We start from the raw sequence: 22,019 nt of genomic DNA, 5'->3' as shown, positions 1-22,019 counted from the left end.
GGATTCTCGCCCGTTGCGGACAGCGCTGGACTGCGGCCGACAGAAAAACGGCGCCCGCAGGCGCCGCTGGTGGGGCGGGTGCTGGGGCCGGTCTAGCCCCAGATGTCCTGCGTGATCCCGGCATACCAGGCCCGGGTGTGTTCGGCCTCGCGCATGCGGAAGCCGGCGGACTCGCCGATGGGGCTGACACCCAGGGAGCCCTCCACAGCTGCCTGCGCCCCGTTCTGGTACTGGTACACGGCGGCAATGCTGATGCCGTAGTCCGGCGTGATCAGCCCGTAGCAGGTACTGGCCGAGGACGGCGTCAGCGGCTCCTGCCCGGACAGTTCGCGCAGGATGGCGGCGGCCACGATCTTGCCCTGGTTGTTGGCGGCGTGGCCGGACTTGGGCATGGCGCCGGCCACGGCGGCGTCGCCCACCACGTAGATGTGGTCGTCGCGCACCGACTTGAAGGTGAGCTGGTCGACCGGCACCCAACCGGCGTCATTGGTGAGCCCGGCATCGTGGGCGATCTGGCCGGCCTTCTGTGCGGGGACGAAGTTCATCACGTCCGCGTGGACACGCTCCTGGCCACCATCCGCATGGGCGAACATCCCGCTGACGTCGATCTCCTCGACGCGACCGCCGTTGGAGCCGCCGCGCCACTCGATCATGTCGCCGTAGTGTTCCGCCCAGCCCTCCTCGAACAGGCCCTGCTTGGCGAAGTTGTCCTTGGGGTCGAGCACGATGATCTTGGAACGCGGCTTGTGGGCCTTGAGGTAGTGCGCCACCATCGAGACGCGCTCGTACGGCCCCGGTGGACAGCGATACGGGTTCGGCGGCGCAACCATCACGTAGACACCGCCGTTGGGCATGGCCTCCAGCTGTGCGCGCAGCAGCTCGGTCTGCGCGCCGGCCTTCCAGGCATGGGGGACCTTCTGCGCATCCGCCTCCTCGATGCCAGGCATGTCCTCGTACTTGAAGTCGATCCCCGGCGACAGCACCAGCTTGTCGTACTGCAGGCTGTCGCCGCCCTGCAGGCGCACCGAGCGCGTCTCCGCATCCACGCCAACCACACGGTCGTGAATCACGTCGACGCCGTCGCGCTCGCGCAGGTTGTCGTAGCCATGGGTGATCGCATCGATGCTCTCGAACCCGCCCAGCACCCAGTTGCTGCCGTAGCAGGTGACGTAGGTGGTATTGGGCTCGATCAGGGTGACGGCCATATCCGGCGAAAAACGCTTCAGGTAGCGCGCCGCGGTGGCACCGCCGGTGCCGCCACCGACCACGACCACATGCGCCGCGGCGCTGTCGCGCGCGGCACGCGGGGCACAGCCAATACCGGTGAGGGCGGCCGCACCGGTGATCCCGAAGGCCTTGATGAAGTGACGTCGCGTAAGATTTTTCATTTTATTGTTCTCCCGTGATCAGAAGCGCGCGAAATACACCGACATCGCCTCGATCTCGGCGTCGGTGTAGCCCCGGGCATGGCGATCCATGATGGTTGCGTCGCGCTCGCCATCGCGGAAGGCGCGCATCTGACTGCGGATAACATCCGCGGGCAGACGGCTCAGATCCGTCACGCCCTGTTCCGCGGATGCGGCGTTGTGGCAGGCCTTGCAGGAGGCGGCCATCAGCTGGCCACGGGTGATCTCGTCATTGGCGGCAAAGGCCTGGGTAACGCTACCGGCCATCGCCAGCGAGGCCACAAGCCCCGCCAGGAACACGCGTGATGGTTTCGTGCGACGTGATGGTTTCATGCGAATGGACTCCCGACAGTTGGGTTTCATGCGACTCCGGCTTGCGCCGGCCCAACCAGTCCCGTTGCAGAAACCGCGCCAGAACCCCGCGCGCGCCCCACGGCCTGGCTTTGCGCGCCATCCACCCCGCAAACGGCGCCGAACAGGCGGGACAATCCAACACTTTGTCGGCCAAATTGCCCGGTTTGGCCGCTTTGCCCCGGTCCGAACGATCCGCTAACGCGGCATGCACTTCACCCCGCCCAGCTGCTCCAGCGGGCGCGGGCGGTCGATGTAGTAGCCCTGCACGTAGTCGATGCCGATGGCGGCGAGGCGTTCGATGGACGCGGCGTCCTCTACGAACTCGGCGATGGTCTGCAGGCCCATGGTGTGGGCGATGGCGTGGATGGATCGGACCATGGCCTCGTCGGTCGGGTTGTTCGCGATCTCGCGCACGAACACGCCGTCGATCTTTACGTAGTGCACCGGCAGGTTGCGCAGGTAGCCGAACGACGACAGCCCCGAGCCGAAGTCATCCAGCGAGAACCGGCAGCCGTTGGTGGATAGCGTCTCGATGAAATGCTGGGCAGCGTCGAAGCTGCCGATCGCGCTGGTCTCGGTGATCTCGAAACAGACCGAACTGCCGGGGACCTGGTGCTGTTCCAGGAGCCCCTGAATCTCCGCCAGCAGGGCCGTATCCCCCAGGCTGGCACCGGACAGGTTGATGGCGCAGATGGTCGCGTGCTCCGGGTCGGCGCGCTGCATGTCGCCCATCCAGGCGAGCGTGTTGCGCAGCACCCAGCGATCCACCTCCGGCATCATGCCGTAGCGCTCCGCGGCCGGGATGAAGGCGCTGGGCGGCACCAGGTTGTCCTCGTCGTCGAGCAGGCGCACCAGGATCTCGTGGTGCACCGCGGGCGCGGTCGGGTCCGCCGCCGGCACGATGGGCTGGAAATACAGCCGCAGGCGGTCGCGGTCGAGCGCGCTGCGGATGCGCGCGGCCCACTGCATCTGGCCCTGCCGCTCGGCCAGGTCCTTGTCGTCGGGCTCGAACAGGTGCACGCGGTTGCGCCCGTGCTCCTTGGCCACGTAGCAGGCGGCATCGGCCTGTCCGAGCACCTCGGCCAGGTCGCTGCAGCCGGCCTCCAGCGCGACCAGGCCGATGGAGCTGCCGAGCGCAAAGTGGCGGCCCTTCCACGGGAAGCGGAAGCGGTGCACCTGCTCGCGGATCTTTTCCGCCACCTTCTGGCCGGCGCTGACCGGGCAGTCGCGCAGGATCACGCCGAACTCGTCGCCGCCCAGACGCGCGAAGGTGTCGCTCTCGCGCAGACAGGCGCCGATCACGCGGCTGATCTGGCGCAGCAGTTCGTCGCCGGCGAGGTGGCCGCAGGTATCGTTGACCACCTTGAACTGGTCGAGGTCGATATAGCAGAGCACGTGACGGCGCTGCTGATCCCGCGCGCCGGCCAGCATCTCCGCCAGCCGCGCCTCGAACTCGCGGCGGTTGAGCAGCCCGGTCAGCGCATCGTGCGTGGCCTGCCACGACAGCTGGCGCTCCATGACCTGTGCCTCGGTCACGTCGTGCAGCACCAGGATGCCGCCCTTCATGTTCTCCTCGCGGTCCAGGATCGGCGCGGCGGTGTACTGCACGACCCGGCTCTCGCCGGCGGCATCGACCAGGTTCCAGGTGGTGGAGCTGTTCTGCACGCGGCGCTCGCGCAGCAACGAGGCGATGACCGCCTCGCAGTCCTCGCGGGTGGAGGGCTCCGCAAAGCGGAACAGCTGGCACAGCGGTACGCCCTCCGCCGCCTCGGCCGGGCGCCGGCTCAGGTCGGCGGCACTGGCATTAATGAAGCGCACCCGGCCGCTGGCATCGGTGGCGATGACCGCATCCACGATGGATTCCAGTGTCACCTGGGCCAGTTCACGCTCGCGGTCCAGCTGGTCCTGCACCTGACGGCGTTCGGTAATATCGCGCACCACCGCGGTGTAGAACGACTGACCGGCATCGGTACTGGGCGAGGCGTGCAGCTCCAGGCAACGCTTCTCGCCATCGACCTGCCCGGTGACTTCCTCGACCCCGCCGGCCTGCAGCCGTTGCTGGATACCCCGCGCCATACGCTGGCCCAGCAGTGGCTGCAGCAGCTCGTCCAGCGGCCGGCCACTCACGCCCTTCTCGTCGATCGCCAGCAGCTTCTCCGCGCCGGGGTTCAGGCTGATCACCTGCCCGGCGGGGTCGAAGGTGACGATGCCCTCGTTCATGTCGCGGAACATGGTGCGGGTGCGGTTGACCGCGCTCTCCAGGGCCGCCATCACGTCGTTGTAGCGCCGCGCGATCAGGCCGACCTCGGTAAACGGCTCCACCGGCACGCGCCGCGACAGGTCGGTATCGCTGGCCTGACGTTCCATCGCACCCAGCAGGTCGATCAGATCGGTACGTGCCCCGTGCTCGCTGACGTTGAGCCCGATCTTTTCGTCCTCGGCGCTGACCCGCAGCGGCCGCCAGCGGTCGATGCCGCGCAGGATCAGCCAGGCGAGCAGGAAGGTGGTGGCGCCGATCGCAGCAATCCCGAGCACCTGCACCCCGACCTGCTCCACCCGGCCCAGGCCGGTGCCCAGTTGCTCCGGCTGCCCGAACAGGCCCACCGCCAGCGTGCCCCAGATACCCGCGGCCAGATGCACGGGCACCGCGCCCACGCTGTCATCCAGGCGGCGGCGGATCATCCACAGGTCCGCCAGCAGCATCACCGCCCCGCCGACCGCGCCGATCAGCACCGCCATACCGGTGGAGACCGCATGCGCACCCGCGGTGATCGCCACCAGGCCGGCGATCAGCCCGTTCAGCGGCACCAGCAGGTTGTCGACATGTCCGCCACGGATGCGCTGCCCCAGCAGGAAGGCGGTGACGGCACCGGCGGCCGCCGCCAGCAGGGTGTTGCCGATAATGGCGGGCACGCGCTCGGTCAGGCCCAGCTCGCTGCCCCCGTTGAAGCCGATCCAGCCGAGCATGAAGAACAGCCCGCCCAGCACCGCCAGCGGCAGGTTGCTGGCGGGGATGCGCTGCACCCCGTCACTGGTGAAGCGACCGATGCGCGGCCCGATCACCAGCACCGCGGCCAGCGCGACCCAGCCGCCAACGCTGTGCACCACGGTCGCGCCGGCGAAATCGACAAAGCCGAGCGCCGCCAGCCAGCCGTCGCCCGGCACCAGCACCCCGCCCCAGGCCCAGTGGCCAGTCAGCGGGTAGATCACCACGACCACCACCAGCGTGACCAGGCCGTAGCTGACATAGGACATGCGCTCGGAGACGGCACCGGAGACGATGGTGGCGGCGGTCGCGGCGAACATCGCCTGGAATACAAAGAACGCGGTCTTCTCCACGCCCATTTCGGCCAGGTCCGGCAGCCAGAACCCGGTGCCGAACAGGCCCATGAAGCTGGACCCGAACATCAGGCCGAAGCCCACGGCCCAGAACGCGAGCAGGGTCAGCACCAGGTCGGTGGCGTTCTTCATCGCCACGTTGATGGCGTTCTTGCTGCGGGTCACGCCGGCCTCCAGCGAGAGGAAGCCAAGCTGCATCAACAAAACGAGGGTCGCACTGATCAGGGTCCAGACGACATCGACTTGCGTCAGTTGCATGCAGTACGCCTTGGTATCGCGCGAGAGTCCGCCATACCGGTACCTCAGCAAATTCGGCACCAATTTCGCCGCAACGCGGAATAAACGGCTTCGCCGCGGGCATTACCAAGGGCTGGCGCGCTGGATCATGCGGGTTCCGGCCCCATACCGGCTGCCAGGCGCCGGCGCTGACCACTGCGCGGTATCGGTGCGCCACGCACCTCCGGAGGGCCGCCGGCGGCCACAACGCACCCGTCCGGTGCAACTTCGGCCTCAGCAGGAGGCAACCCTGGCCGCTGGCCCGGTTTCAGGTTGTGACCGCGTTCCTTCCATGCCCCCTTGCCCTATACATTCGTATATGCGTATCTTCTTATTTTCTTACACGACGACCCGAAGGAGATGCCATGCGAACCCTGAAGACGCTCGCCGCTTCCGCCGTTCTCGCCATTGCCGGTGCCAGTGGCGCGGCCCAGGCCGCCGAACCCGACAAGCTGTTCGTGAGCCTGACCTCGGCTGACGACCACACCCAGTTCATGTCCATGGTGCTGGCGAACCAGACCATGCGTCAGGGTCAGGAGATCCGCGTGCTGCTGTGCGGCCCGGCCGCCACCATGGCCACCGAAGACTTCGACGGCCCGACCATGGAGCCCGCCGGGCGCAACGCCCAGCAGCTGCTGATGAACCTGATCAATAACGGTGCCACGGTGGAGACCTGCGCGATCTTCCTGCCGAACACCGACTACACCGAGGCGGACCTGCTGGACGGCATCACCCCCGCCGATCCGGAAGAGGTCGGCGCCTACATGGCCGACCCGAGCGTGCGCTTCTTCTCCAACTGATCGACCGCGCAGGATCACGGCAGGGCCCTCCTCGGAGGGCCCTGTTGTTTTGGGCCCCCTGTTTTCGGGGCCAACCTCCGCGCGGAGGCGACGGGCACCGCTTTTGCGATGTTCGACTTCCTGCCAGTGGAGCTGGGGGTCACCGTGGTCGGCGTGATCTTCATCGCGCTGATCGGCTGGCGGCTGACGCCGCAACGCAAGCGCGCGACGGCCAGCAGCGAGTTGTTCGAGATCAGCGCCTACCTGACCGAGGTACGGGTGCCGGAGGGCAACCGCTATGTCGGGCGCACGGTCTACGAGCTGATGCGCGAGCTGCGCGGCGAGGCCGAGGTGGTCGTGGTGGGACTGGTGCGCGGGGACCGCCGCGAACCGATGCCCGCCATCTACGAGGTGCTGCGCGCGGACGACATCCTGCTGGTGGGGGCGGACTCCGACAGCCTGAAGACGCTGCTGGACGGGACCGGGATGGAGCTGGAGGCACGGGTCGAAGAAGCGGAAGAACGGGAGCAGACCGAGCAGGAAGGCAACGGCGCGAAGCGCGAGAGCGCGCTGGGCGAACTGGCGCTGGAGGAGGCGATCGTAACGCCCGGCTCGCGCCTGGTCGGCGCCACGGCCAGTGCCCTCGAACTGAGCCAGCGCTACGCGGTGAATGTGCTGGCGGTGGCGCGCCGGGGTGTGCGCCTGCGCGAGCGCCTGGACAAGGTACGATTTCGGGCCGGGGACATCCTGCTGGTGCAGGGCGGAGAGGAGGAACTGCCGGGCGCCCTGAGCGAGCTTGGCTGCCTGCCGCTGGCCTCGCGCGGGCTGCGCATCACGCGGCCGCGCAAGGTGATCCTGGCCAGCAGCCTGTTTGCGTTGGCGCTGGGGGCAGTCGCGCTGGGCTGGGTACCGGCGGCCCCGGCGCTGGTCGGGGCCGCGGTGGCGATGGTGCTGGTCGGGCTGATCGGACCGAGCGAGGTGTATCGCGGGATTGAGTGGCCGGTGATCGTGCTGCTGGCCGCACTGCTGCCGGTGGGTCAGGCGCTGGAGACGACCGGGGGCTCGCGGTTGATTGCCGATGGCCTGTTCACGCTGGGCGAGGCCGCCTCCCCTGCCGTGATGCTGGCGCTGCTGATGGGCGTGGTGATGCTGCTGTCGAACGTGATCAACAACGCCGCCGCAGCGGTGCTGGCCGCGCCGGTCGGGCTGGCGCTGGCGCGGTCGATGGAGGCCGCGCCGGACCCGTTCCTGATGGCGGTGGCCATCGGCGCCTCCTGCGCCTTCCTGACGCCCGTCGGGCACCAGTCGAACGCGCTGGTGATGGCACCGGGCGGCTACGAGTTCCGCGACTACTGGCGCATGGGGCTGCCGCTGTCGCTGCTGGTGATCGTAACCGCGGTGCCGCTGATCCTGTGGATCTGGCCACCGTAGCAGACGCCGTGTGGGCCGCGGGTTCGCTACACTTGGCCGGCGCCCGCCCCGGCACGCCCGGCGCGAGGCGACAACCGGAGGAGTGGCGGATGCGTCTGTGGTCCAAATGGAAGAAGGGCGGCACCCTGCTGGCGGACGTACTGCGCCGACGCGGGGTGGATCCGCGCGCCGCGGCCGCCCGCGAGGTCTTCAAGCGCATCCTCGACGAGGCCGAGGCCGCCGCGGACGCCCGGCTGGACACCGACCCCGATGCCGGGGCAGCCCACTCGCGCGCCAAACGGTGGGAGGCACTGTTCTTCGAAGAGATCCGGGCGCGGGCAAAGGCCTACGCGCAGGCACCCGACCAGGGCTGATCGCGTCGGCCCGGCGGCGGGCGTGCACATTGATCCCTGTTTCCCTAGACTCGTCGCCGTTTGCCAGCGGCCGGACCTGCCCGATGAAACTCTTTCGCCTGATCAGTATTGCCGAGGGGATCTCCCTGATTACCCTGCTCTTCGTGGCCATGCCGCTGCGCACCTGGGCGGATATGCCCCTGGCCGTGACCTGGGCCGGCTGGGTCCATGGCGTCCTGTTCCTGACCTACGGCGGAGCCTCTCTGATCGCCAGTCACCTGAGCGGCTGGCCCGTGTGGAAATGGCTCCTGGTACTGTTCCTCGGCGTCGTGCCCTTCGGCTTCCTCTACGTGGACTACCTGATCCGCCGCGAAACCGCCGCTACCGGCAACGCCGAAACGGCCTGACGCGCAGCGCACCCGCCCTCACCACATCATCCCGGCCGCAGCGAAGCGCAGAGCCGGGATCTCCCGCGTCGGGACTGCCCACCGCCCGTGCCCGCCCCAACGCAGAGATCCCGGATCGCCGCTGCGCGGCGTTCGGGATGGCAGTCCGCCTGGTGACAGTGCACCTAATGGCGGTGCGCCTGCCCGGCACCGGGGTTCATCACGCCATCCCCATCCCGTGCTCGGCGTGGTGTAATCGGCCCTTCGTCCCACCGCCAGCGAAACCGCCATGATTGCCGTGATCTTTGAAGTGGAACCGCATGCCGAACGCAAGCAGGATTACCTGGATGCGGCAGCGAGCCTGCGCGAACACCTGAAGGACGTCGACGGATTCATCTCCATCGAACGTTTCGAAAGCCTCAGCACGGCCGGCAAGGTGCTGTCGCTGTCGTTCTGGCGGGACGAGGCCGCGGTGCGGGAATGGCGCAACCTCGAGGAACACCGTCAGGTGCAGGCGGCCGGGCGCGGCGGCATCTTTGCCGACTACCGCCTGCGCGTGGCCGAGGTTCTGCGGGACTATGGTCTGAACGAGCGCACCCAGGCGCCGCACGACTCACGGCGCGCACACGGAAGCTGACCCTCTTCGCCCCGCCTTGCGCGCAACGGCCCCGCGCTGGGCTATAGCTCTAGGGTTACTCACTGGAGGAGACGGGCATGGGCATCGTGAATGAATTCAAGCAGTTTGTGGCGCGCGGTAATGTGGTGGACATGGCCGTGGGCGTGATCATCGGGCTGGCGTTCGGCCAGATCGTGTCGTCGCTGGTATCCGATGTGGTGATGCCGCCGATCGGCCTGCTGATCGGCGGGGTCGACTTCTCCGATCTGGTGATCGTGCTGCGCGAGGCCGAAAATGGCGTAACCGCGGTCACCATCAATTACGGGATGTTCATCAAACGCGTGGTGGACTTCGTGATCATTGCGGCCGTGGTGTTCGCGGCCATCAAGATGATCGCGCGCCTTCAGCACAAGGAGGAGGCCGAGCCCGCAGAACCGCCGGCACCCTCCAGCGAGGAAAAGCTGCTGGCCGAGATCCGCGATCTGCTGAAGGCGCGACAGGACGGTTGACGGCGGCATCGGGAACCGGCGCCGGCCGGTATCGTCACAGCGAGGACCAGCCAACCGGAGACAAGCCTTGGACAACGCCATCAAACTAGAGGGCCTGGTACGCGACTTCGGCGGCACCCGGGCGGTGGACGGGGTGAGCCTGCAGGTACCCTCCGGTCAGGTCCTGGGGCTGCTCGGCCCCAACGGCGCGGGCAAGACCACGGTGGTGCGCATGCTGGCCACGCTGCTCGTCCCGACGGCCGGCACGGCCCGCGTGGGCGGCTTCGACGTGGCCCGGGAGGCCGCGCGGGTGCGCGAGATCATCGGTCTGACCGGCCAGTACGCCTCGGTCGACGAAAAGCTGACCGGGCGCGAGAACCTGATCCTGATCGGTCGCCTGCTGGGTCTGAAACGGCGGGACGCCCGGGCCCGTGCCGATGCATTGCTGGAGGATTTTGATCTGCGCGACGCGGGGCAGCGCCCCGCCCAGACCTACTCCGGGGGCATGCGGCGTCGGCTGGACCTCGCTGCCAGCCTGGTGGGGCGCCCGCGCATCCTGTTTCTCGACGAGCCCTCCACGGGGCTGGACCCGCGCGCCCGGCGCGACCTGTGGGAGCGGGTGCGCCAACTACAGGCGGAGGGCACCACGGTGCTGCTGACCACGCAGTATCTGGAGGAGGCCGACGCCCTGGCGGATTCCATCGTGGTGCTGGATCAGGGCCGCGTGATCGCCGCGGGCACGGCCGCCGAGCTGAAGGCGCGCGTGGGTGCGCGCAGTCTCCACGTCACCGTCATCGATCCGGCGGCCGCAGCGCGCGCGCTCGAGGTGGTCTCCCGCGTCTCCGGGCAGACGGTGCAGGCGGACGGCGAGCACCTGAGCGTGCCGGCACCGGACCCGGCGCTGGTGCCAGCGGTGCTGCGCGCGCTGGACGCGGCGGGGATCGATGTCGCCGAGATGGGGCTGCGCGGGGCCAGCCTGGACGATGTATTCCTGTCTCTGACCGGGCATGGCGCCCCGGCGGGCAACGCTGCGGAGGATGCCGCATGAAGGCCCTGCAGCAGACTCTGGCCCTGGCCTGGCGCAGCCTGGTGCAGGTGCGCCGTAACCCCTGGGAGCTCGGCGACTACTCGATCCAGCCGATCCTGTTCCTGGTGCTGTTTCTGTACGTGTTTGGCGGGGCCATCGCCGGCTCGCCGGACAACTATCTGGCCTTTGTGCTGCCGGGCGTGATCGTGATGAACATGCTGTTCGTGACCGTGTATGTGGGGCACGGGCTGAACACCGATCTGACCCGCGGGGTGTTCGACCGCTTCCGCGCCCTGCCGATCCCGCGCTGGGCGCCGCTCGCGGGTCGCATCCTGGCCGACGTGGTGAAGCAGCTCCTGTGCATCATGCTGCTGCTGGCGGTGGGCTGGCTGCTGGGATTCCGGCTGGCCACCTCCGCGCTGCATCTGCTGGCGATGGTCCTGCTGGTGCTGTCCTTCGCTGTGGCCTTTTCCTGGGTGATGGTGCTGGTCGGCGTGATCGCACGCGACCCGGAACACGTACAGCTGTTCGGATTTACCGCGCTGTTCCCGGTGACCTTCGTCAGTTCGGCCTTCGTGCCGGTGGAGACCATGCCGGGCTGGATGCAGGGCTTCGTCCAGGCCAATCCGGTCTCGCTGCTGGCGGATGCCGCACGCGGCCTGATGAACGCGGACGGACCGTCCCTGGAGCCTGCCCTGTGGTCACTGGCCTGGGCCCTGGGGATCGCGCTGGTGTTCGCGCCGCTGTCGGTCTACATGCTGAACCGGCGTCTGGCACGCGGTTAGGCACCCGGTCTGCCCTGCTCGCGGCGGGCCCGGGATGGCACGCGGTCAGAACAGTTCGATCTCGCCGGTCTGGATCGCGCTGGGCTGGATCGCCCCTTCGGCGAGCAGCTGGTCGTACAGGCAGACCTGATTCTTGCCATTGGCCTTGGCGTAGTACAGCGCCTGATCGGCCTGATCCAGCGCCGCACTTGCGGTCTGGTAGGGACGCACGCGGGTCACCCCGATGCTGGTGGTGACGGTCCCGACCCGCGGCAGGTCCTGGCTGGCCACGGTCTGCTGCAGGCGCTCGAAGGTGGCGACCGCCTGCTCGGCCCCGGCCACCTCCGCCAGCACCACGAATTCCTCGCCGCCAAAGCGATAGATCAGGTCGCTGTCGCGAAAGCCCTGGCGCAGCAGGCGGGCCAGCAGGATCAGGACCTCGTCGCCGTAGACATGGCCGAAGCTGTCGTTGATCTTCTTGAAGTCGTCGACATCGATCACGGCCAGCCACACCTGAGTTGCGTCGGGGTCCGGCTCCGTGCGGCGGTCATCGGCGCAGTAGGCGTGGTCCAGCCCGCGCTCGAGGGTGGCCAGCTCCTGGAAGTTCTCGTCGAAGGTCTTGCGGTTGAGCAGGCCGGTCAGCTCGTCGGTCTGGGCATCGTCGATCAGCTGGACGAAATTGCGATATACCGACAGGAAGCTGGAGACCAGCACGGCATCCAGAGGCTCGGCGTCGGCATCCAGCGCAAACGCCAGGCAGATACTGAAGTCCTTCAGGCCGCATACCGGGAACAGGGTGACCCGCTGTCCCGACTCGACCGCCTCCGCCACCGACTGGCCGCTATCCAGCGCCTGTTCCAGCAGTGCGGCGGGGACCGGCGGGGCCTTGTGATCAAACGCCATGGCGACCACCGCGTCCCGCGTCCGGTCGAAGGTATGCAGCCTGCGCGGACGGCCCTCGGCCGTCAGCTGGATGGACCAGACACGGGCGGACGCATAGATGCCCGCCAGCGTCTTGAGCAGGCTTTGTTCCAGGCGCTGTGCATTGCGGATACCCGTCAGGTGGGCCAGCCCGTCCAGCAGATCTCGACTGCGGTTCATGGGGGGATTCCGGGGCATCGGTAACGGCCGCTCGCACCCGGTGATCGCCACGACATGCAAGCGGAAGAATATGCTGATGATGCCTGCCCCCCGGCCCGAAGTCACGGCCGCGCGGGCGTGCGCCACCGGCCCGGGGTCAAGGTCGAACCGGGGAATGCGAACCCGGCTGCGCGGAAAGGGGCCGCTGCTTCCCGGCAGCGGCGAGGCACCCGCGCGAGGCGGACGCGGTGGTGCCTGGGGGCGTCCTAGTAAACCGGGACCAGCGCGTAGCCCTGGTTCTGGTAGCCCATTACGGCGATGAAGCCACTGCGCACCGGCCGGATCGCATCCAGTACCTTGTCGTTGTCGACGCCGTAGGCACGGGTCGCGGCGGCACAGACCTCCATGCGCACGCCCAGCTCGTCCAGGCGCTCAACGGCCTCCGCGATCGCCTCCAGCGTGTCGCCGTGGTCCATCGCGATCTCGGGCTCGGGGTCGGTGGTGATGAACTTGACTGCCTCGGCGATGAAGACCATGCGCAGGTCCGGCTCCACACCCTCCTTCACCAGGTTCTCGTGGTTGGTGGCAATGCCGCGCAGGTAGGCCAGCATCACGTTGGGGTCGGACTTGCGCATGTCGTAGACGGCGCGCATGGTCTCGATGCCCTGGGTGGCCTCGCGGTTGTCCAGGCCTTCGGCGATCGCCGTGGATGCAGGGCCAAGCGGCAGCAGCAGGGCGAGCAACAGGATCAGCATTCGGTTTCGCATGGGGGCTTTCCTCCCTGGGTGATCGCTCGGGTGATCGCCTGGGTGATCGGCACTTCGCTTAATAGATCGGGATCACCGCGTAGCCCTGAGCCTGGTAGCCGGTCAGGGAGACAAAGGTGTTGCGCACCGGCTCGATACCGGGCAGCAGCTCGCCGTGGTCGACGCCGAACAGGCGCGTGGCCACGGCGCAGGATTCCATACGCACGCCCTTGTCCTTCAGCGCGGCCACGTGCTCCTCGATCGCGTCCAGATGATCGAACTCGGTCAGTTCGAAGCGCTCGCGATCCTCGCTGACCATGGTCACGGCCCGGCCGCGGAAGGCGAGGATCATGTCCGGCTCCACGCCCTGCGCGGTCAGGTCCTCGTGGGTCTCGCGGATCACCATCAGGTACAGCGCCAGCAGCTCGGGATCGTTGTTGTTCAGGTCGAACACGACCCGACCCTGATCGACACCCTCAAGCGCACGGGCATCGCTGGGCTCGGCGTGCGCGGACAGCGCGGCGAGGGACAGCGCGAGTAACAGGGAGACAGCGGCCAGCATTTTCATTGTTCAGGCTCCTGGGTGGTGTTGTTCGTGGTGTTGTTCGTGGCGTTGGGCGAGTCGTTCGCGATCGCGCGCCAGGCGGCCTCCTGCATCGACGCCAGATAGCGCGACAGGGGTGCTTCCAGGACCCCGTCCAGATGCAGCTGCAACAGCCGGATGGTCCCGCCGAAGGCCGCGGTGGCGGCGACCGGCACCTCGATCGGGCGCAGCTCGCCGGTGGCAATGCCCTGCTCGATGCACTCACGCATGCGCATGAAGGGCTGCGAGGAGCACACTGGCGGTTCGTGCGGCAGGAATTCGCGGTGGCGCGCCTCGAGCACGAAACGCATGGTGCGGGGGTCGTCCTGCGCCGCCCGGAACAGGAAGGCGATGATGCCGTCGCAGCGCGCGCGACAACCCGGCTCCCGTTCCATCACCTCGCGCAGCCCGGCATCCATGCGTTGCAGCAGGTCGTCGTAAAGCGCCTTGGCCAGCGCCTCCTTGTTGCCGAAGTGGTGATAGATCGAACCGATGGAGACCCCGGCCTGACGGCGGATGTCGTGGATCGAGGTATTGAAATAGCCATCACGGCTGAAAAGCTCGAGCGCGGTATCCAGCACCAGCTTGCGCAGCGCGGCGCCGCATACTGCCTGCTTCGGGTTTTCTGTCATCTCGAACACCAAACCGAACGTTCGTTCTAATATAGCCCGGGACTGGACACCACGCCACTCCGCGACCGGTGCGAGTCTTGCCCCACGGGGTCTATATTCAGGTAAGGCCCACAGCTTCGGAGGTCCCCGCGATGAGCACTCACATGGCGGATGTCACCATCCACATCGACGAAGACACCGATCACGCGGCCCGCGAACGCATCCAGGACACCCTGCGCGAACTCCCCGGCGTAATGGCCGCCTCCAGCCACGACGAACGGCCGCATCTGATGGTGGTGGAATACGATCCCGCACGGATCAACAGCCGCCGGCTGCTGGATACAGTCACGGCCTCCGGCCTGCATGCCGAACTGATCGGACTGTAGGCGCCCCCAGCAACCGAGCGCGCGGAAGGGCATCGCGGGCCACCGGGACTGGCGGCGCGCCGAACCTTCGTGGAGCAATTCGGGTCTCTAGCGCGTCTACCCTCGAATCCAGATGCCCACGCTGCCATGCCCAATCGTCTGCCTGTCCTGCCGCTGCTCCTGACCGCCCTGCTGTGGCTCCCGCTTGCACCCCAGGCCCAGGAAAACGATGACCGCCCCACCGGGGCGGCCGATGCCGCAGTTGCGATCGAGGCCGGCGGGGCCGAGATCCCGGTGGAACGCTACCGCGCGGATGGCGATGTCGTGCTGCTGTGGTTCCCGTCCGAACACGGACTGCGCGACGGGCATCGGGAGCAGGCCCTGGCCCTGCAGGCGACCGGGGTCGAGGTCTGGCTGGTCGATCCCTTTACCGGACATTTCCTGCCGGAGGCGGCATCGAGCTTCGACGACATGCCCACCGCCACCGTGGTGGACCTGATCGAGGCGGCGCATGCCGATACCGGCCACGCCGTCTTCGCCTTCGGCCACGACCGCGCCTTGCCCTGGCTGCTGACCGGGCTCTACCAGTGGCAGCAGGCCCACCCGGAGGCGGAGCACCTGGCCGGCCTGCTGATGGCCAGCCCGTTCCTGCACACCGGCGTGGACACCGAAACGACCGAGCTGCAGCCCATCGTCGGACTGACCAACCTGCCGGTGTACATCCTGCAGCCCGCGCAGTCGCCCCAGCACCAGCAGCTCGGGCGGATACGGGCGGGGCTGTCCGAGGGCGGCAGCGCGGTGGGGGCCCGGGTACTCCCCGATGTTCGCGACCGCTTCTTTTTCCGCCCGGACGCGACCGAGCGCGAGTACCTGGCCCGCGAGACCTTCCACCGCGAGATCCTGTTCGGCATCGACATGCTGTCGCGCCTGCCCCGCCAGCGGGTCGCCGCGGCCGCCGCCGAGGACACGGACCTGACCGTACGCACCCCCAGCGGCAGCGACGCGCAGCTGAGCACCCTGGACGAGCCGGTGCCGGCCCCGCCGCTGGAACGCCCCGATCTGCAGGGCGATACCCATCGTCTGGAGGACTATCGCGGCGAGGTCGTGCTGATCAACTTCTGGGCCAGCTGGTGCCCGCCCTGCGTACACGAGATGCCCTCCATGCAGCTACTGGAGGACGAACTGCGCGACGAGGGCTTCCGCATACTGGCGGTGAATCTGGGCGAGGACGAGGACACCATCCGCCGCTTCATCGAGGACGAGGTGCAGACGGATTTCACCATCCTGCTCGACCCGGAGCAGGCATCGCTGAGCGACTGGCGCGCGATGGCCTACCCCACCAGCTACGTGATCGATCGCCAGGGTCAGGTGCGCTATTACCTGTTCGGCGCCATCGAATGGACCGAACCCGGCGTGATCGCGCAGATGCGCGAACTCCTCGACGAGGCCCCCGAGGAAAATGTCGAATAGCGCAGTGCTGACAAACGCACATGTCTGACCCGGCACCCGCCAGGCGGGCCACTACTCAGGCCACTACTCGGGCTCGTCCATCAGGGCCCGAACGCGGCGGATGACGTCGGGGTCGTCCCACTCGATGGCGCTGTTGACGGAATAGCGCACACGGCCGTCGCGGCCGAGGATGAACGAGCTGGGGAAGGCAAACACGCGCCAGTCGGCGGCCACGCGGCCGTCGAAGTCCATCAGTACCGGGAAATCCACCTGCACATCGTCCATGAAGGCGGCAATGTGCTCCGCGCTCTCCTGGTAATTGACCGACACGATGGCAAAGCCGTCGCCCAGGGTCTCGGCCATGCGGTTCATCGACGGGATCTCGTGCACGCAGGGCGGGCACCAGGTGGCCCAGAAATTCAGCAGCACCACCTGCCCGGCATAGTCCGCCAGCGACTGCTCGTCACCGCGGTGATCGGTGAGCGTGAAGTCGGCAACCGGCGGATGCTGATCGCGTTCGACCAGGCCCCGCCCGGCCTCGACACCCGCCGTGGTCTCGGGCATGGGCGCGGCCGCCAACGGACGCGGCACGCTGGCGAGCAGCCGCCCCGCCTGCAGCAGCTGTGCGGGCAGGCGCGCGGTCGCGGCCGCCTCTTCCGGGTCGGGTTCCTCGCGGCGCAGGTAGTAGAAATCGCGCACCCCCGGAACCATCTGCACGAACACCGCACTGCCGCCATGGCGCAGATCGGACAGGATCGCGTCCAGGTGCCAGCGATACACGCCCTGGGATGGCTGGAGCAGGAACACCGGCAGGCTGGTCGCCTGCAACACCTCCACGAACTCGGCGGGCGCACCCGCCACCGGCGTGTCGATCATCAGGTTGGGGAACGCCAGCGCCGCCCCGAGCACGTAAGGCGTATCGGGGCCATCCGCCTGCCACTGGCGCATGCCGCGCAGGGCCGTGACCGCGGGCCGGCCCGAGGCGACCAGCATCACCTCCTTGCCGGTCTGTTCATGGGCCGCGCGCAGCAGGGCCGCGACGCTGACGCCGTCCAGGCTGCGCATGCTCTCGTTGCTGCGGGGCAGGAAGTGGGCGTCCAGCAGGTCGACCTGCCACACCTCGATCCCCATGGCCGCCAGTTCGCGCCCGAAATGCGCATGATTGGCGTGCGCGCCACGCTGCGGGAGCAGCCACAGATAGAGGCGATCGCCACTGGACGGGTAGACGGTGACTTCGAGATCGACGCCGGCGGCATCGGTGACCGTGACGCTACGGGTTTCCGCGGCGGCCGCTCCGGATACAGGCACGAGCAGGACAAGGACCAGCAACAGCAGACACAGTCTCCGCAGCACACTCATCGTCTCAGGCCTGTTCGGGCAGGGGATCGGCTCGACTATAGCGCCAGCTGGCGCCGACCGGAACGCCGCGCGACCCCGCGCCGGAAACACTCAGCGCGGATGGATGTGGCGGACGGTGCGCAGGCGCCGGGTCTTCTCCACCATGCGCCAGAGGGAACGGCTGTTGTTGTAGCGGGAGACATGCTGCAGGGGGACCCACAGGATCTCGTGCGACTCGTGGCTGCCGGGCACCGGCAGGCGGTCGTCGATCTCCAGCAGGAAGCGTACGTCGATGTGTTCGTGCATCGGAAAGCTCGGGCTGGCCGGAATCGTGTGGATATCCAGGTCGAACACATCCTCCTCGACCAGGCGGATATGTTCCGGGGCTAGCCCGGTCTCCTCGTGCGTTTCGCGCAGGGCCACCTGCAGGATGTCGGCCTGACCATCGGCGTGCCCGCCCGGCTGGAACCAGCGATAGTGCTTGCCATGCAGCAGCAGCAATGCCTGCTCGCGATCCGGGCTGACCACCCAGGCCGAACCAGTCACGTGGGCCGGGGTCAGGTCGCAATTGAAGCAGTCCGGGTGGTCACTGACGAAATCCAGCGCACGGCGGACGAAGCCGGCCTCCTCGATGAAGGTCGTCTGGTGACGGGCCAGCAGGTCCAGCAGCTGCGCGCGATGCATCTCAGGTCCCGGCGGGGTTGTGCAGCGCGTGGATCGCCGCGCGCGCGGCCTCGTCCACGTCGCCCTCGCGGCCGGCGAGGGTCAGACGCCCAAAGGCGCCCACCGCGCGCACGTCGATCAGCGACACATTGGCCGCCTTCAGCGCCTGGTTCGCGGCATAGATGATGTAGCCGGCCGGTTCCGCCTCGAGGATGAACATGCTCTGATCCGGCAGGATCATGTTCCCGCGGCGGTTCTGGCGGTTGATCAGCACGGTGTGGTCCGGGGTCATCCCGCGGATGGTCTCCTGCCACGGGATGCGACAGGGCTGGCGATCCTCCTGGCTGGCGCCGAGGCGCGACAGCAGCACGCGGCCGGCCTCCTGCACCTCGCTCTGGTCGCGGTGGTGGATCACCATGGAGCCGAACTCGCGCTCCACGACCTGCTGCGCGAGGTGCACGTTGGTCGCCTTCAGTGCCACATCGGTCAGACGATGCACCGCCATCCCCGGCGAAACCTCCACCCACAGGCAGGAGTCCCCCGGTACGGGCAGAAAGCCCTGGGAGACCGTAGCCATGTATTCCGCCAGCTGCGGCTGGAGGGAATCCATGTAGACGTAGGTTCGCAGCTGGATCATCGATTCGCTCTGGGCCGGGGTCTGTACCCCTGACGCCCCGCACGGCGTGGCCCGAACCCGCGCGGGGAGCCGCGCACGCCCGGCCCGGCCGCGATCGGATCGCAGGCCCCGCGCGCATACACGGAAGAATTGAGGGGCGTATTGTGAACGCTGAGCGCCCCAAGCTCAACGTTGCGCTCGCAAGACGGGCCCCGCGACACAGGGCACAACGGCCGAACGCCACCTTATAATGCCGGCACGACACCCACCACCCCCGAGGGAGCCCATGCCCAAGCAGGACGCGCCCCAACTGCTCGCCCGCGTGGCCGGCGCCGAACTCGATCTGGCCGACACCCTGCGCTGGATCGTTGACTGGCTACGCCCGGATGATGCGCGCAACGTGGCCCCCGTCATTGCCCGCATCGAGGCCCTGGTCCTGGCCCTGGACGAACAGCCCGACCTGCGCGACCGCCTGCGCCAGCGCCTGGAGCACGGACTGGAAGACGCGCGCCACCTGACGCTGTACACCGGGATCGGCCTGTTTTCGCGCAAGGGCTTTTTCCGTGAAGCGGCGGAGCTGCTGTACGAACGTATCAACCCGCGTCCGATGGACCGCGAGGACCTGAAGGACATCCTCTACCACGTGTTTCACGACCCGCGCGACGCGATCTGGGTGGCCCATCTGCCGGACGACGCCTGGTCGCGGCTGCTGCAGGCGCTGGGCTGTCTCTCCGACGAACACCCCGGGGTACTGCATCGCGCCCGCGCGGAGGCCCTGTACGCGCTGGAGATGCTGTCGATCTGGATCGCCGCGGAAGAGCTGGAGCCGGAACTGCTGCGGCTGGACCCGACCATCGCCGAACGCAACTCGGCCTTTGTCGCCCAGGAGCGCGAGATCTCGGCGTACGTGCGCGACTACCGACGCGCACTGGAGGAGCCGGAACACACACGCATGGATGACCGCCATGCCCGCGTACTGCTGGAGCAGTGCAGCGAACAGATCGAACGCCTGCGCCGGCGCGCGATCACGCACGGCAGCAGCCTGTCGCTGACTCACCTGCTGGAGCGCCTGAACCAGACTCTGGCCCGCATCCACAAGCTGCTGGACCTGCTGGAACCCGAAAGCGGCGAGTCGCCCCGGGGCGCCGCCGTCGGCGTGTTCCGCGAACTGGTCACGGCCAGCGCCCGCAGCCACGGCGTACGCGCGCTGTGGCAGGACAACATCAAGCTGGTCTCGCGCAGCATCACCCAGCATGTCAGCGACACCGGCGAGCACTACATCACCCAGTCGCGCAGCGAGTACCTCCAGATGCTGCGCTCCGGGGCCGGCGCCGGGCTGATCATCGCGGTGATGGCGCTGATCAAGATCCAGATCGAGGGACTGGGCCTGTCCGAGGGCTGGAACACCCTCTGGGTCAGCCTGAACTACGGCCTCGGTTTCGTGCTGATCCACATCCTGCACTTCACTGTCGCCACCAAGCAGCCGGCGATGACCGCGGCCCGCCTGGCCGCCGCCATCGAGGAGAGCGAACGCGGCACCGCCGACCCGCGCAAGATGGCGGACCTGCTGATGCGGGTAGGCCGCTCGCAGTTCGCCGCGGTGCTCGGCAATGTCGGGGTGGCCCTGCCCACCGCCATCCTGATCGGGCTGGCGACGACAAGCCTGTTCGGGGCCAGCGTCCTGTCCGGCGGCGAGGTCGACTACCTGCTGGACGGCCTACGCCCGATCATGGGCCTGGCGCTGATGTTTGCCGCGATCGCCGGGGTCTGGCTGTTCGTATCCGGCCTGATCGCCGGTTTCTTCGACAACCGCTGCGCCTATCTGGACCTGCCCGGCCGCCTGCGCGAACACCCGCTGCTGCGGCGGATACTGCCCACTGCCGCGCGTCATCGCCTCGCCGACTGGATCGGGTACAACTACGGCGCGCTGATGGGCAACTTCCTGTTCGGCGTGCTGCTGGGGGTTACCGGATACGTCGGCTATCTGCTGAATCTCCCGCTGGATATCCAGCACGTAGCCTTCGCCTCGGCCAACCTCGGCTACGTGACCGCCAGCGAGGCCCCCGGACTGGCCGGATTCGGGCTGTTCCTCGCCTTCGTGCTGATGATCGGCGCGGTCAACCTGTGGGTCAGCTTCGGGCTTGCCCTGTATGTGGCCCTGCGCGCCCGCGGGGTACGCATCGGGGCCTTCGGCCGCGTGCTCCGGGCCTATGGCCGCCACCTGCGCGAACGCCCGCGCGAATTCCTGTTCCCGCCGCGACCCGCGACCGAAAACGGCCCCGACGATACCGATTCCGACCCCCATGACCGGCACTAGCCATCTGCTGCGCCCGGCCGGCCTGGTCCTGGTCCTGGCGCTTGCCGGCTGTGCCGGGGCGATGCCCAGCCCCTCCGGCGACAGCAGCGGTGCACCGGAGCTGACCGCGGACACCATCCGGGCCGCCGACGGCGACCACCTGCCCCTGCACCGCTGGGGCCCGGAAAACCCGGAGCGGGTCGTGCTCGCCCTGCACGGGTTCAACGACCACGGCGGCAGCATGCAGGCCCTGGGCGAGGCACTGGCGGCGCACGACATCGCAGTCTATGCCTATGACCAGCGCGGCTTCGGGGCCACGCGCAATGTCGGCTACTGGTCCGGCCACCGGCTGATGGCCGAGGACGCTCGCACCGTACTGCGGCTGCTGGATGCCCGCTACCCGGAGCAGACACCCTTTCTGATCGGCAAGAGCATGGGGGGCGGGGTCGCACTGCTGGCCGCCGCCCACAGCGAGCACGACGCGCCGGTGCCCGTCGCCGGCACGGTCCTGATCGCACCGGCCGTCTGGAGCCGGGGCGACATGCCCTGGTACCAGCGCTTCGGTCTCTGGCTCGGGGCGCGCCTGGCACCCGGCTGGCGTCTGGGGGGCGAGATGGTCGCGGATCTGGAGATCCACCCCACCGACGACCCCGAGGTGCTGAGACAGATGCGCGAGGACCCGCTGGTCCTGCGCGACGCCCGCATTGACGCCCTGGACGGGCTGACAACCCTGATGACCCACGCACTGGAGGCGGGTCCCGACCTGCCGGCGCCCACCCTGACCCTGTACGGCGGCCAGGATGACCTCGTCCCGCCGGGACCACTGGCGCGCCTGCTGGAGGCACTGGCGGACAGCGGCGACCCGGGACACCGGGCCGTGCTGTATCCCGAGGGCTATCACATGCTGACCCGCTATACCCGGGCCCAGACCACCTTCGATGACATCGTGGCCTGGCTGCGCCATCCGCAAGGCCCGCTCCCGTCCGGGCATGAACGCAGCCCGGCGGCACTTGCCGCCACGCTCGCGGAACGCTGAAGCCAATCACCGGGCCCGTGGTTGCCGGGGCTGGCCCT

General features: G+C 68.2%; 21 protein-coding genes and 1 pseudogene. 12 read left to right on the top strand and 10 right to left on the bottom strand.

The features are described 5' to 3' along the window. Positions 1–92: 92 nt before the first annotated feature. The 3 genes from D000_RS0104875 to amt all read right to left on the bottom strand — a co-directional run bounded on the left by D000_RS0104875 (position 93) and on the right by amt (position 5,357). Positions 93–1,388 carry an NAD(P)/FAD-dependent oxidoreductase gene (locus D000_RS0104875; RefSeq protein WP_018872418.1) on the bottom strand — a complete coding sequence of 432 codons (1,296 nt, stop codon included), beginning with the start codon at positions 1,386–1,388 and terminating at the stop codon, positions 93–95. Between the two features lie 18 nt (positions 1,389–1,406). Further along, the gene (locus tag D000_RS0104870) at positions 1,407–1,739 is read right to left on the bottom strand and encodes a hypothetical protein (protein WP_038047498.1); all 333 of its coding nucleotides are present in this window, start codon (positions 1,737–1,739) and stop codon (positions 1,407–1,409) included. A 216-nt stretch (positions 1,740–1,955) separates the two neighbouring features. Continuing rightward, complete coding sequence (gene amt, locus D000_RS0104865; RefSeq protein WP_018872416.1) at positions 1,956–5,357, bottom strand: ammonium transporter; 3,402 nt, start codon at positions 5,355–5,357, stop codon at positions 1,956–1,958. A 383-nt stretch (positions 5,358–5,740) separates the two neighbouring features. Here amt and D000_RS0104860 point away from each other — a divergent pair, with 383 nt between their 5' ends. From D000_RS0104860 to D000_RS0104825, 8 genes and pseudogenes are all read left to right on the top strand, one after another. Beyond that, the gene (locus D000_RS0104860; protein ID WP_018872415.1) at positions 5,741–6,175 is read left to right on the top strand and encodes a DsrE family protein; all 435 of its coding nucleotides are present in this window, start codon (positions 5,741–5,743) and stop codon (positions 6,173–6,175) included. Between the two features lie 66 nt (positions 6,176–6,241). Next, a pseudogene (locus D000_RS13325) lies at positions 6,242–7,585 on the top strand (SLC13 family permease); the annotation flags it as partial. A gap of 89 nt (positions 7,586–7,674) precedes the next feature. Continuing rightward, positions 7,675–7,938 (top strand): hypothetical protein, encoded by a 264-nt coding sequence (locus tag D000_RS0104850; RefSeq protein WP_018872413.1) that lies wholly within the window; start codon positions 7,675–7,677, stop codon positions 7,936–7,938. A gap of 83 nt (positions 7,939–8,021) precedes the next feature. Next, positions 8,022–8,324: a DUF3817 domain-containing protein gene (locus tag D000_RS0104845; RefSeq protein WP_018872412.1), complete on the top strand. Its 303-nt coding sequence runs from the start codon at positions 8,022–8,024 to the stop codon at positions 8,322–8,324. Between the two features lie 268 nt (positions 8,325–8,592). After that, complete coding sequence (locus D000_RS0104840; protein ID WP_018872411.1) at positions 8,593–8,940, top strand: antibiotic biosynthesis monooxygenase; 348 nt, start codon at positions 8,593–8,595, stop codon at positions 8,938–8,940. A gap of 77 nt (positions 8,941–9,017) precedes the next feature. After that, positions 9,018–9,428: a large-conductance mechanosensitive channel protein MscL gene (mscL, locus tag D000_RS0104835; protein ID WP_018872410.1), complete on the top strand. Its 411-nt coding sequence runs from the start codon at positions 9,018–9,020 to the stop codon at positions 9,426–9,428. Between the two features lie 67 nt (positions 9,429–9,495). Then, on the top strand, positions 9,496–10,455 hold the full coding sequence (locus tag D000_RS0104830) for a daunorubicin resistance protein DrrA family ABC transporter ATP-binding protein (protein ID WP_018872409.1): 960 nt from the start codon (positions 9,496–9,498) through the stop codon (positions 10,453–10,455). Beyond that, a complete protein-coding gene (locus D000_RS0104825) occupies positions 10,452–11,219 on the top strand; it encodes an ABC transporter permease (RefSeq protein WP_018872408.1) in 768 nt (255 codons plus the stop codon). The genes D000_RS0104830 and D000_RS0104825 overlap by 4 nt, the downstream gene beginning before the upstream one ends. 45 nt (positions 11,220–11,264) lie before the next feature. On the opposite strand, the gene D000_RS0104820 is transcribed toward D000_RS0104825, so the two are convergent. From D000_RS0104820 to D000_RS0104805, 4 genes are all read right to left on the bottom strand, one after another. Next, a complete protein-coding gene (locus D000_RS0104820; protein WP_018872407.1) occupies positions 11,265–12,299 on the bottom strand; it encodes a GGDEF domain-containing protein in 1,035 nt (344 codons plus the stop codon). 245 nt (positions 12,300–12,544) lie between these two features. After that, positions 12,545–13,045, bottom strand: a complete 501-nt coding sequence (locus D000_RS0104815; RefSeq protein ID WP_026279767.1) for a DsrE family protein — start codon at positions 13,043–13,045, stop codon at positions 12,545–12,547. A gap of 58 nt (positions 13,046–13,103) precedes the next feature. Then, positions 13,104–13,592, bottom strand: coding sequence for a DsrE family protein (locus tag D000_RS0104810; RefSeq protein ID WP_018872405.1), 489 nt, complete (start codon positions 13,590–13,592; stop codon positions 13,104–13,106). Further along, entirely contained in the window at positions 13,589–14,239 is a 651-nt protein-coding gene (locus D000_RS0104805; protein ID WP_026279766.1) for a TetR/AcrR family transcriptional regulator, read from the bottom strand. The genes D000_RS0104810 and D000_RS0104805 overlap by 4 nt, the downstream gene beginning before the upstream one ends. Before the next feature lie 131 nt (positions 14,240–14,370). Between D000_RS0104805 and D000_RS0104800 the strand changes: the two genes are divergently transcribed. Together D000_RS0104800 and D000_RS0104795 are read left to right on the top strand one after the other, a co-directional pair. After that, positions 14,371–14,604, top strand: coding sequence for a hypothetical protein (locus D000_RS0104800; protein ID WP_026279765.1), 234 nt, complete (start codon positions 14,371–14,373; stop codon positions 14,602–14,604). Positions 14,605–14,730: 126 nt separating this feature from the next. Then, a complete protein-coding gene (locus tag D000_RS0104795) occupies positions 14,731–16,053 on the top strand; it encodes a TlpA disulfide reductase family protein (RefSeq protein WP_018872402.1) in 1,323 nt (440 codons plus the stop codon). A gap of 63 nt (positions 16,054–16,116) precedes the next feature. On the opposite strand, the gene D000_RS0104790 is transcribed toward D000_RS0104795, so the two are convergent. From D000_RS0104790 to D000_RS0104780, 3 genes are all read right to left on the bottom strand, one after another. After that, on the bottom strand, positions 16,117–17,391 hold the full coding sequence (locus D000_RS0104790) for a TlpA disulfide reductase family protein (RefSeq protein WP_018872401.1): 1,275 nt from the start codon (positions 17,389–17,391) through the stop codon (positions 16,117–16,119). A gap of 90 nt (positions 17,392–17,481) precedes the next feature. After that, positions 17,482–18,054 (bottom strand): NUDIX hydrolase, encoded by a 573-nt coding sequence (locus tag D000_RS0104785; protein ID WP_018872400.1) that lies wholly within the window; start codon positions 18,052–18,054, stop codon positions 17,482–17,484. A 1-nt stretch (position 18,055) separates the two neighbouring features. After that, positions 18,056–18,670 carry a BMC domain-containing protein gene (locus tag D000_RS0104780; protein ID WP_018867821.1) on the bottom strand — a complete coding sequence of 205 codons (615 nt, stop codon included), beginning with the start codon at positions 18,668–18,670 and terminating at the stop codon, positions 18,056–18,058. Between the two features lie 265 nt (positions 18,671–18,935). On the opposite strand from D000_RS0104780, the gene D000_RS0104775 reads away from it, so the two are divergent. After that, on the top strand, positions 18,936–20,966 hold the full coding sequence (locus D000_RS0104775; RefSeq protein ID WP_018872399.1) for a site-specific recombinase: 2,031 nt from the start codon (positions 18,936–18,938) through the stop codon (positions 20,964–20,966). After that, positions 20,953–21,981 carry an alpha/beta fold hydrolase gene (locus D000_RS0104770; protein ID WP_018872398.1) on the top strand — a complete coding sequence of 343 codons (1,029 nt, stop codon included), beginning with the start codon at positions 20,953–20,955 and terminating at the stop codon, positions 21,979–21,981. The genes D000_RS0104775 and D000_RS0104770 overlap by 14 nt, the downstream gene beginning before the upstream one ends. Positions 21,982–22,019: the final 38 nt, after the last annotated feature.

This window comes from Thioalkalivibrio sp. ALJ16, from assembly GCF_000377345.1.
Lineage (GTDB): Bacteria > Pseudomonadota > Gammaproteobacteria > Ectothiorhodospirales > Ectothiorhodospiraceae > Thioalkalivibrio.
The sequence above is the reverse complement of the archived record's forward strand: the minus strand, read 5'-3'. Positions and strand labels throughout refer to the sequence as shown.

Bases quoted from the DNA above. Each gene is read 5' to 3' on its own strand.
- mscL (WP_018872410.1), top strand. From the start codon at position 9,018: ATGGGCATCGTGAATGAATTCAAGCAGTTTGTGGCGCGCGGTAATGTG.
- D000_RS0104785 (WP_018872400.1), bottom strand. From the start codon at position 18,054: ATGCATCGCGCGCAGCTGCTGGACCTGCTGGCCCGTCACCAGACGACC.
- D000_RS0104825 (WP_018872408.1), top strand. From the start codon at position 10,452: ATGAAGGCCCTGCAGCAGACTCTGGCCCTGGCCTGGCGCAGCCTGGTG.
- D000_RS0104780 (WP_018867821.1), bottom strand. From the start codon at position 18,670: ATGATCCAGCTGCGAACCTACGTCTACATGGATTCCCTCCAGCCGCAG.
- D000_RS0104815 (WP_026279767.1), bottom strand. From the start codon at position 13,045: ATGCGAAACCGAATGCTGATCCTGTTGCTCGCCCTGCTGCTGCCGCTT.
- D000_RS0104770 (WP_018872398.1), top strand. From the start codon at position 20,953: ATGACCGGCACTAGCCATCTGCTGCGCCCGGCCGGCCTGGTCCTGGTC.
- D000_RS0104805 (WP_026279766.1), bottom strand. From the start codon at position 14,239: ATGACAGAAAACCCGAAGCAGGCAGTATGCGGCGCCGCGCTGCGCAAG.
- D000_RS0104790 (WP_018872401.1), bottom strand. From the start codon at position 17,391: ATGAGTGTGCTGCGGAGACTGTGTCTGCTGTTGCTGGTCCTTGTCCTG.
- amt (WP_018872416.1), bottom strand. From the start codon at position 5,357: ATGCAACTGACGCAAGTCGATGTCGTCTGGACCCTGATCAGTGCGACC.
- D000_RS0104820 (WP_018872407.1), bottom strand. From the start codon at position 12,299: ATGAACCGCAGTCGAGATCTGCTGGACGGGCTGGCCCACCTGACGGGT.
- D000_RS0104870 (WP_038047498.1), bottom strand. From the start codon at position 1,739: ATGAAACCATCACGTCGCACGAAACCATCACGCGTGTTCCTGGCGGGG.
- D000_RS0104875 (WP_018872418.1), bottom strand. From the start codon at position 1,388: ATGAAAAATCTTACGCGACGTCACTTCATCAAGGCCTTCGGGATCACC.
- D000_RS0104810 (WP_018872405.1), bottom strand. From the start codon at position 13,592: ATGAAAATGCTGGCCGCTGTCTCCCTGTTACTCGCGCTGTCCCTCGCC.
- D000_RS0104845 (WP_018872412.1), top strand. From the start codon at position 8,022: ATGAAACTCTTTCGCCTGATCAGTATTGCCGAGGGGATCTCCCTGATT.
- D000_RS0104795 (WP_018872402.1), top strand. From the start codon at position 14,731: ATGCCCAATCGTCTGCCTGTCCTGCCGCTGCTCCTGACCGCCCTGCTG.
- D000_RS0104860 (WP_018872415.1), top strand. From the start codon at position 5,741: ATGCGAACCCTGAAGACGCTCGCCGCTTCCGCCGTTCTCGCCATTGCC.
- D000_RS0104800 (WP_026279765.1), top strand. From the start codon at position 14,371: ATGAGCACTCACATGGCGGATGTCACCATCCACATCGACGAAGACACC.
- D000_RS0104775 (WP_018872399.1), top strand. From the start codon at position 18,936: ATGCCCAAGCAGGACGCGCCCCAACTGCTCGCCCGCGTGGCCGGCGCC.
- D000_RS0104840 (WP_018872411.1), top strand. From the start codon at position 8,593: ATGATTGCCGTGATCTTTGAAGTGGAACCGCATGCCGAACGCAAGCAG.
- D000_RS0104850 (WP_018872413.1), top strand. From the start codon at position 7,675: ATGCGTCTGTGGTCCAAATGGAAGAAGGGCGGCACCCTGCTGGCGGAC.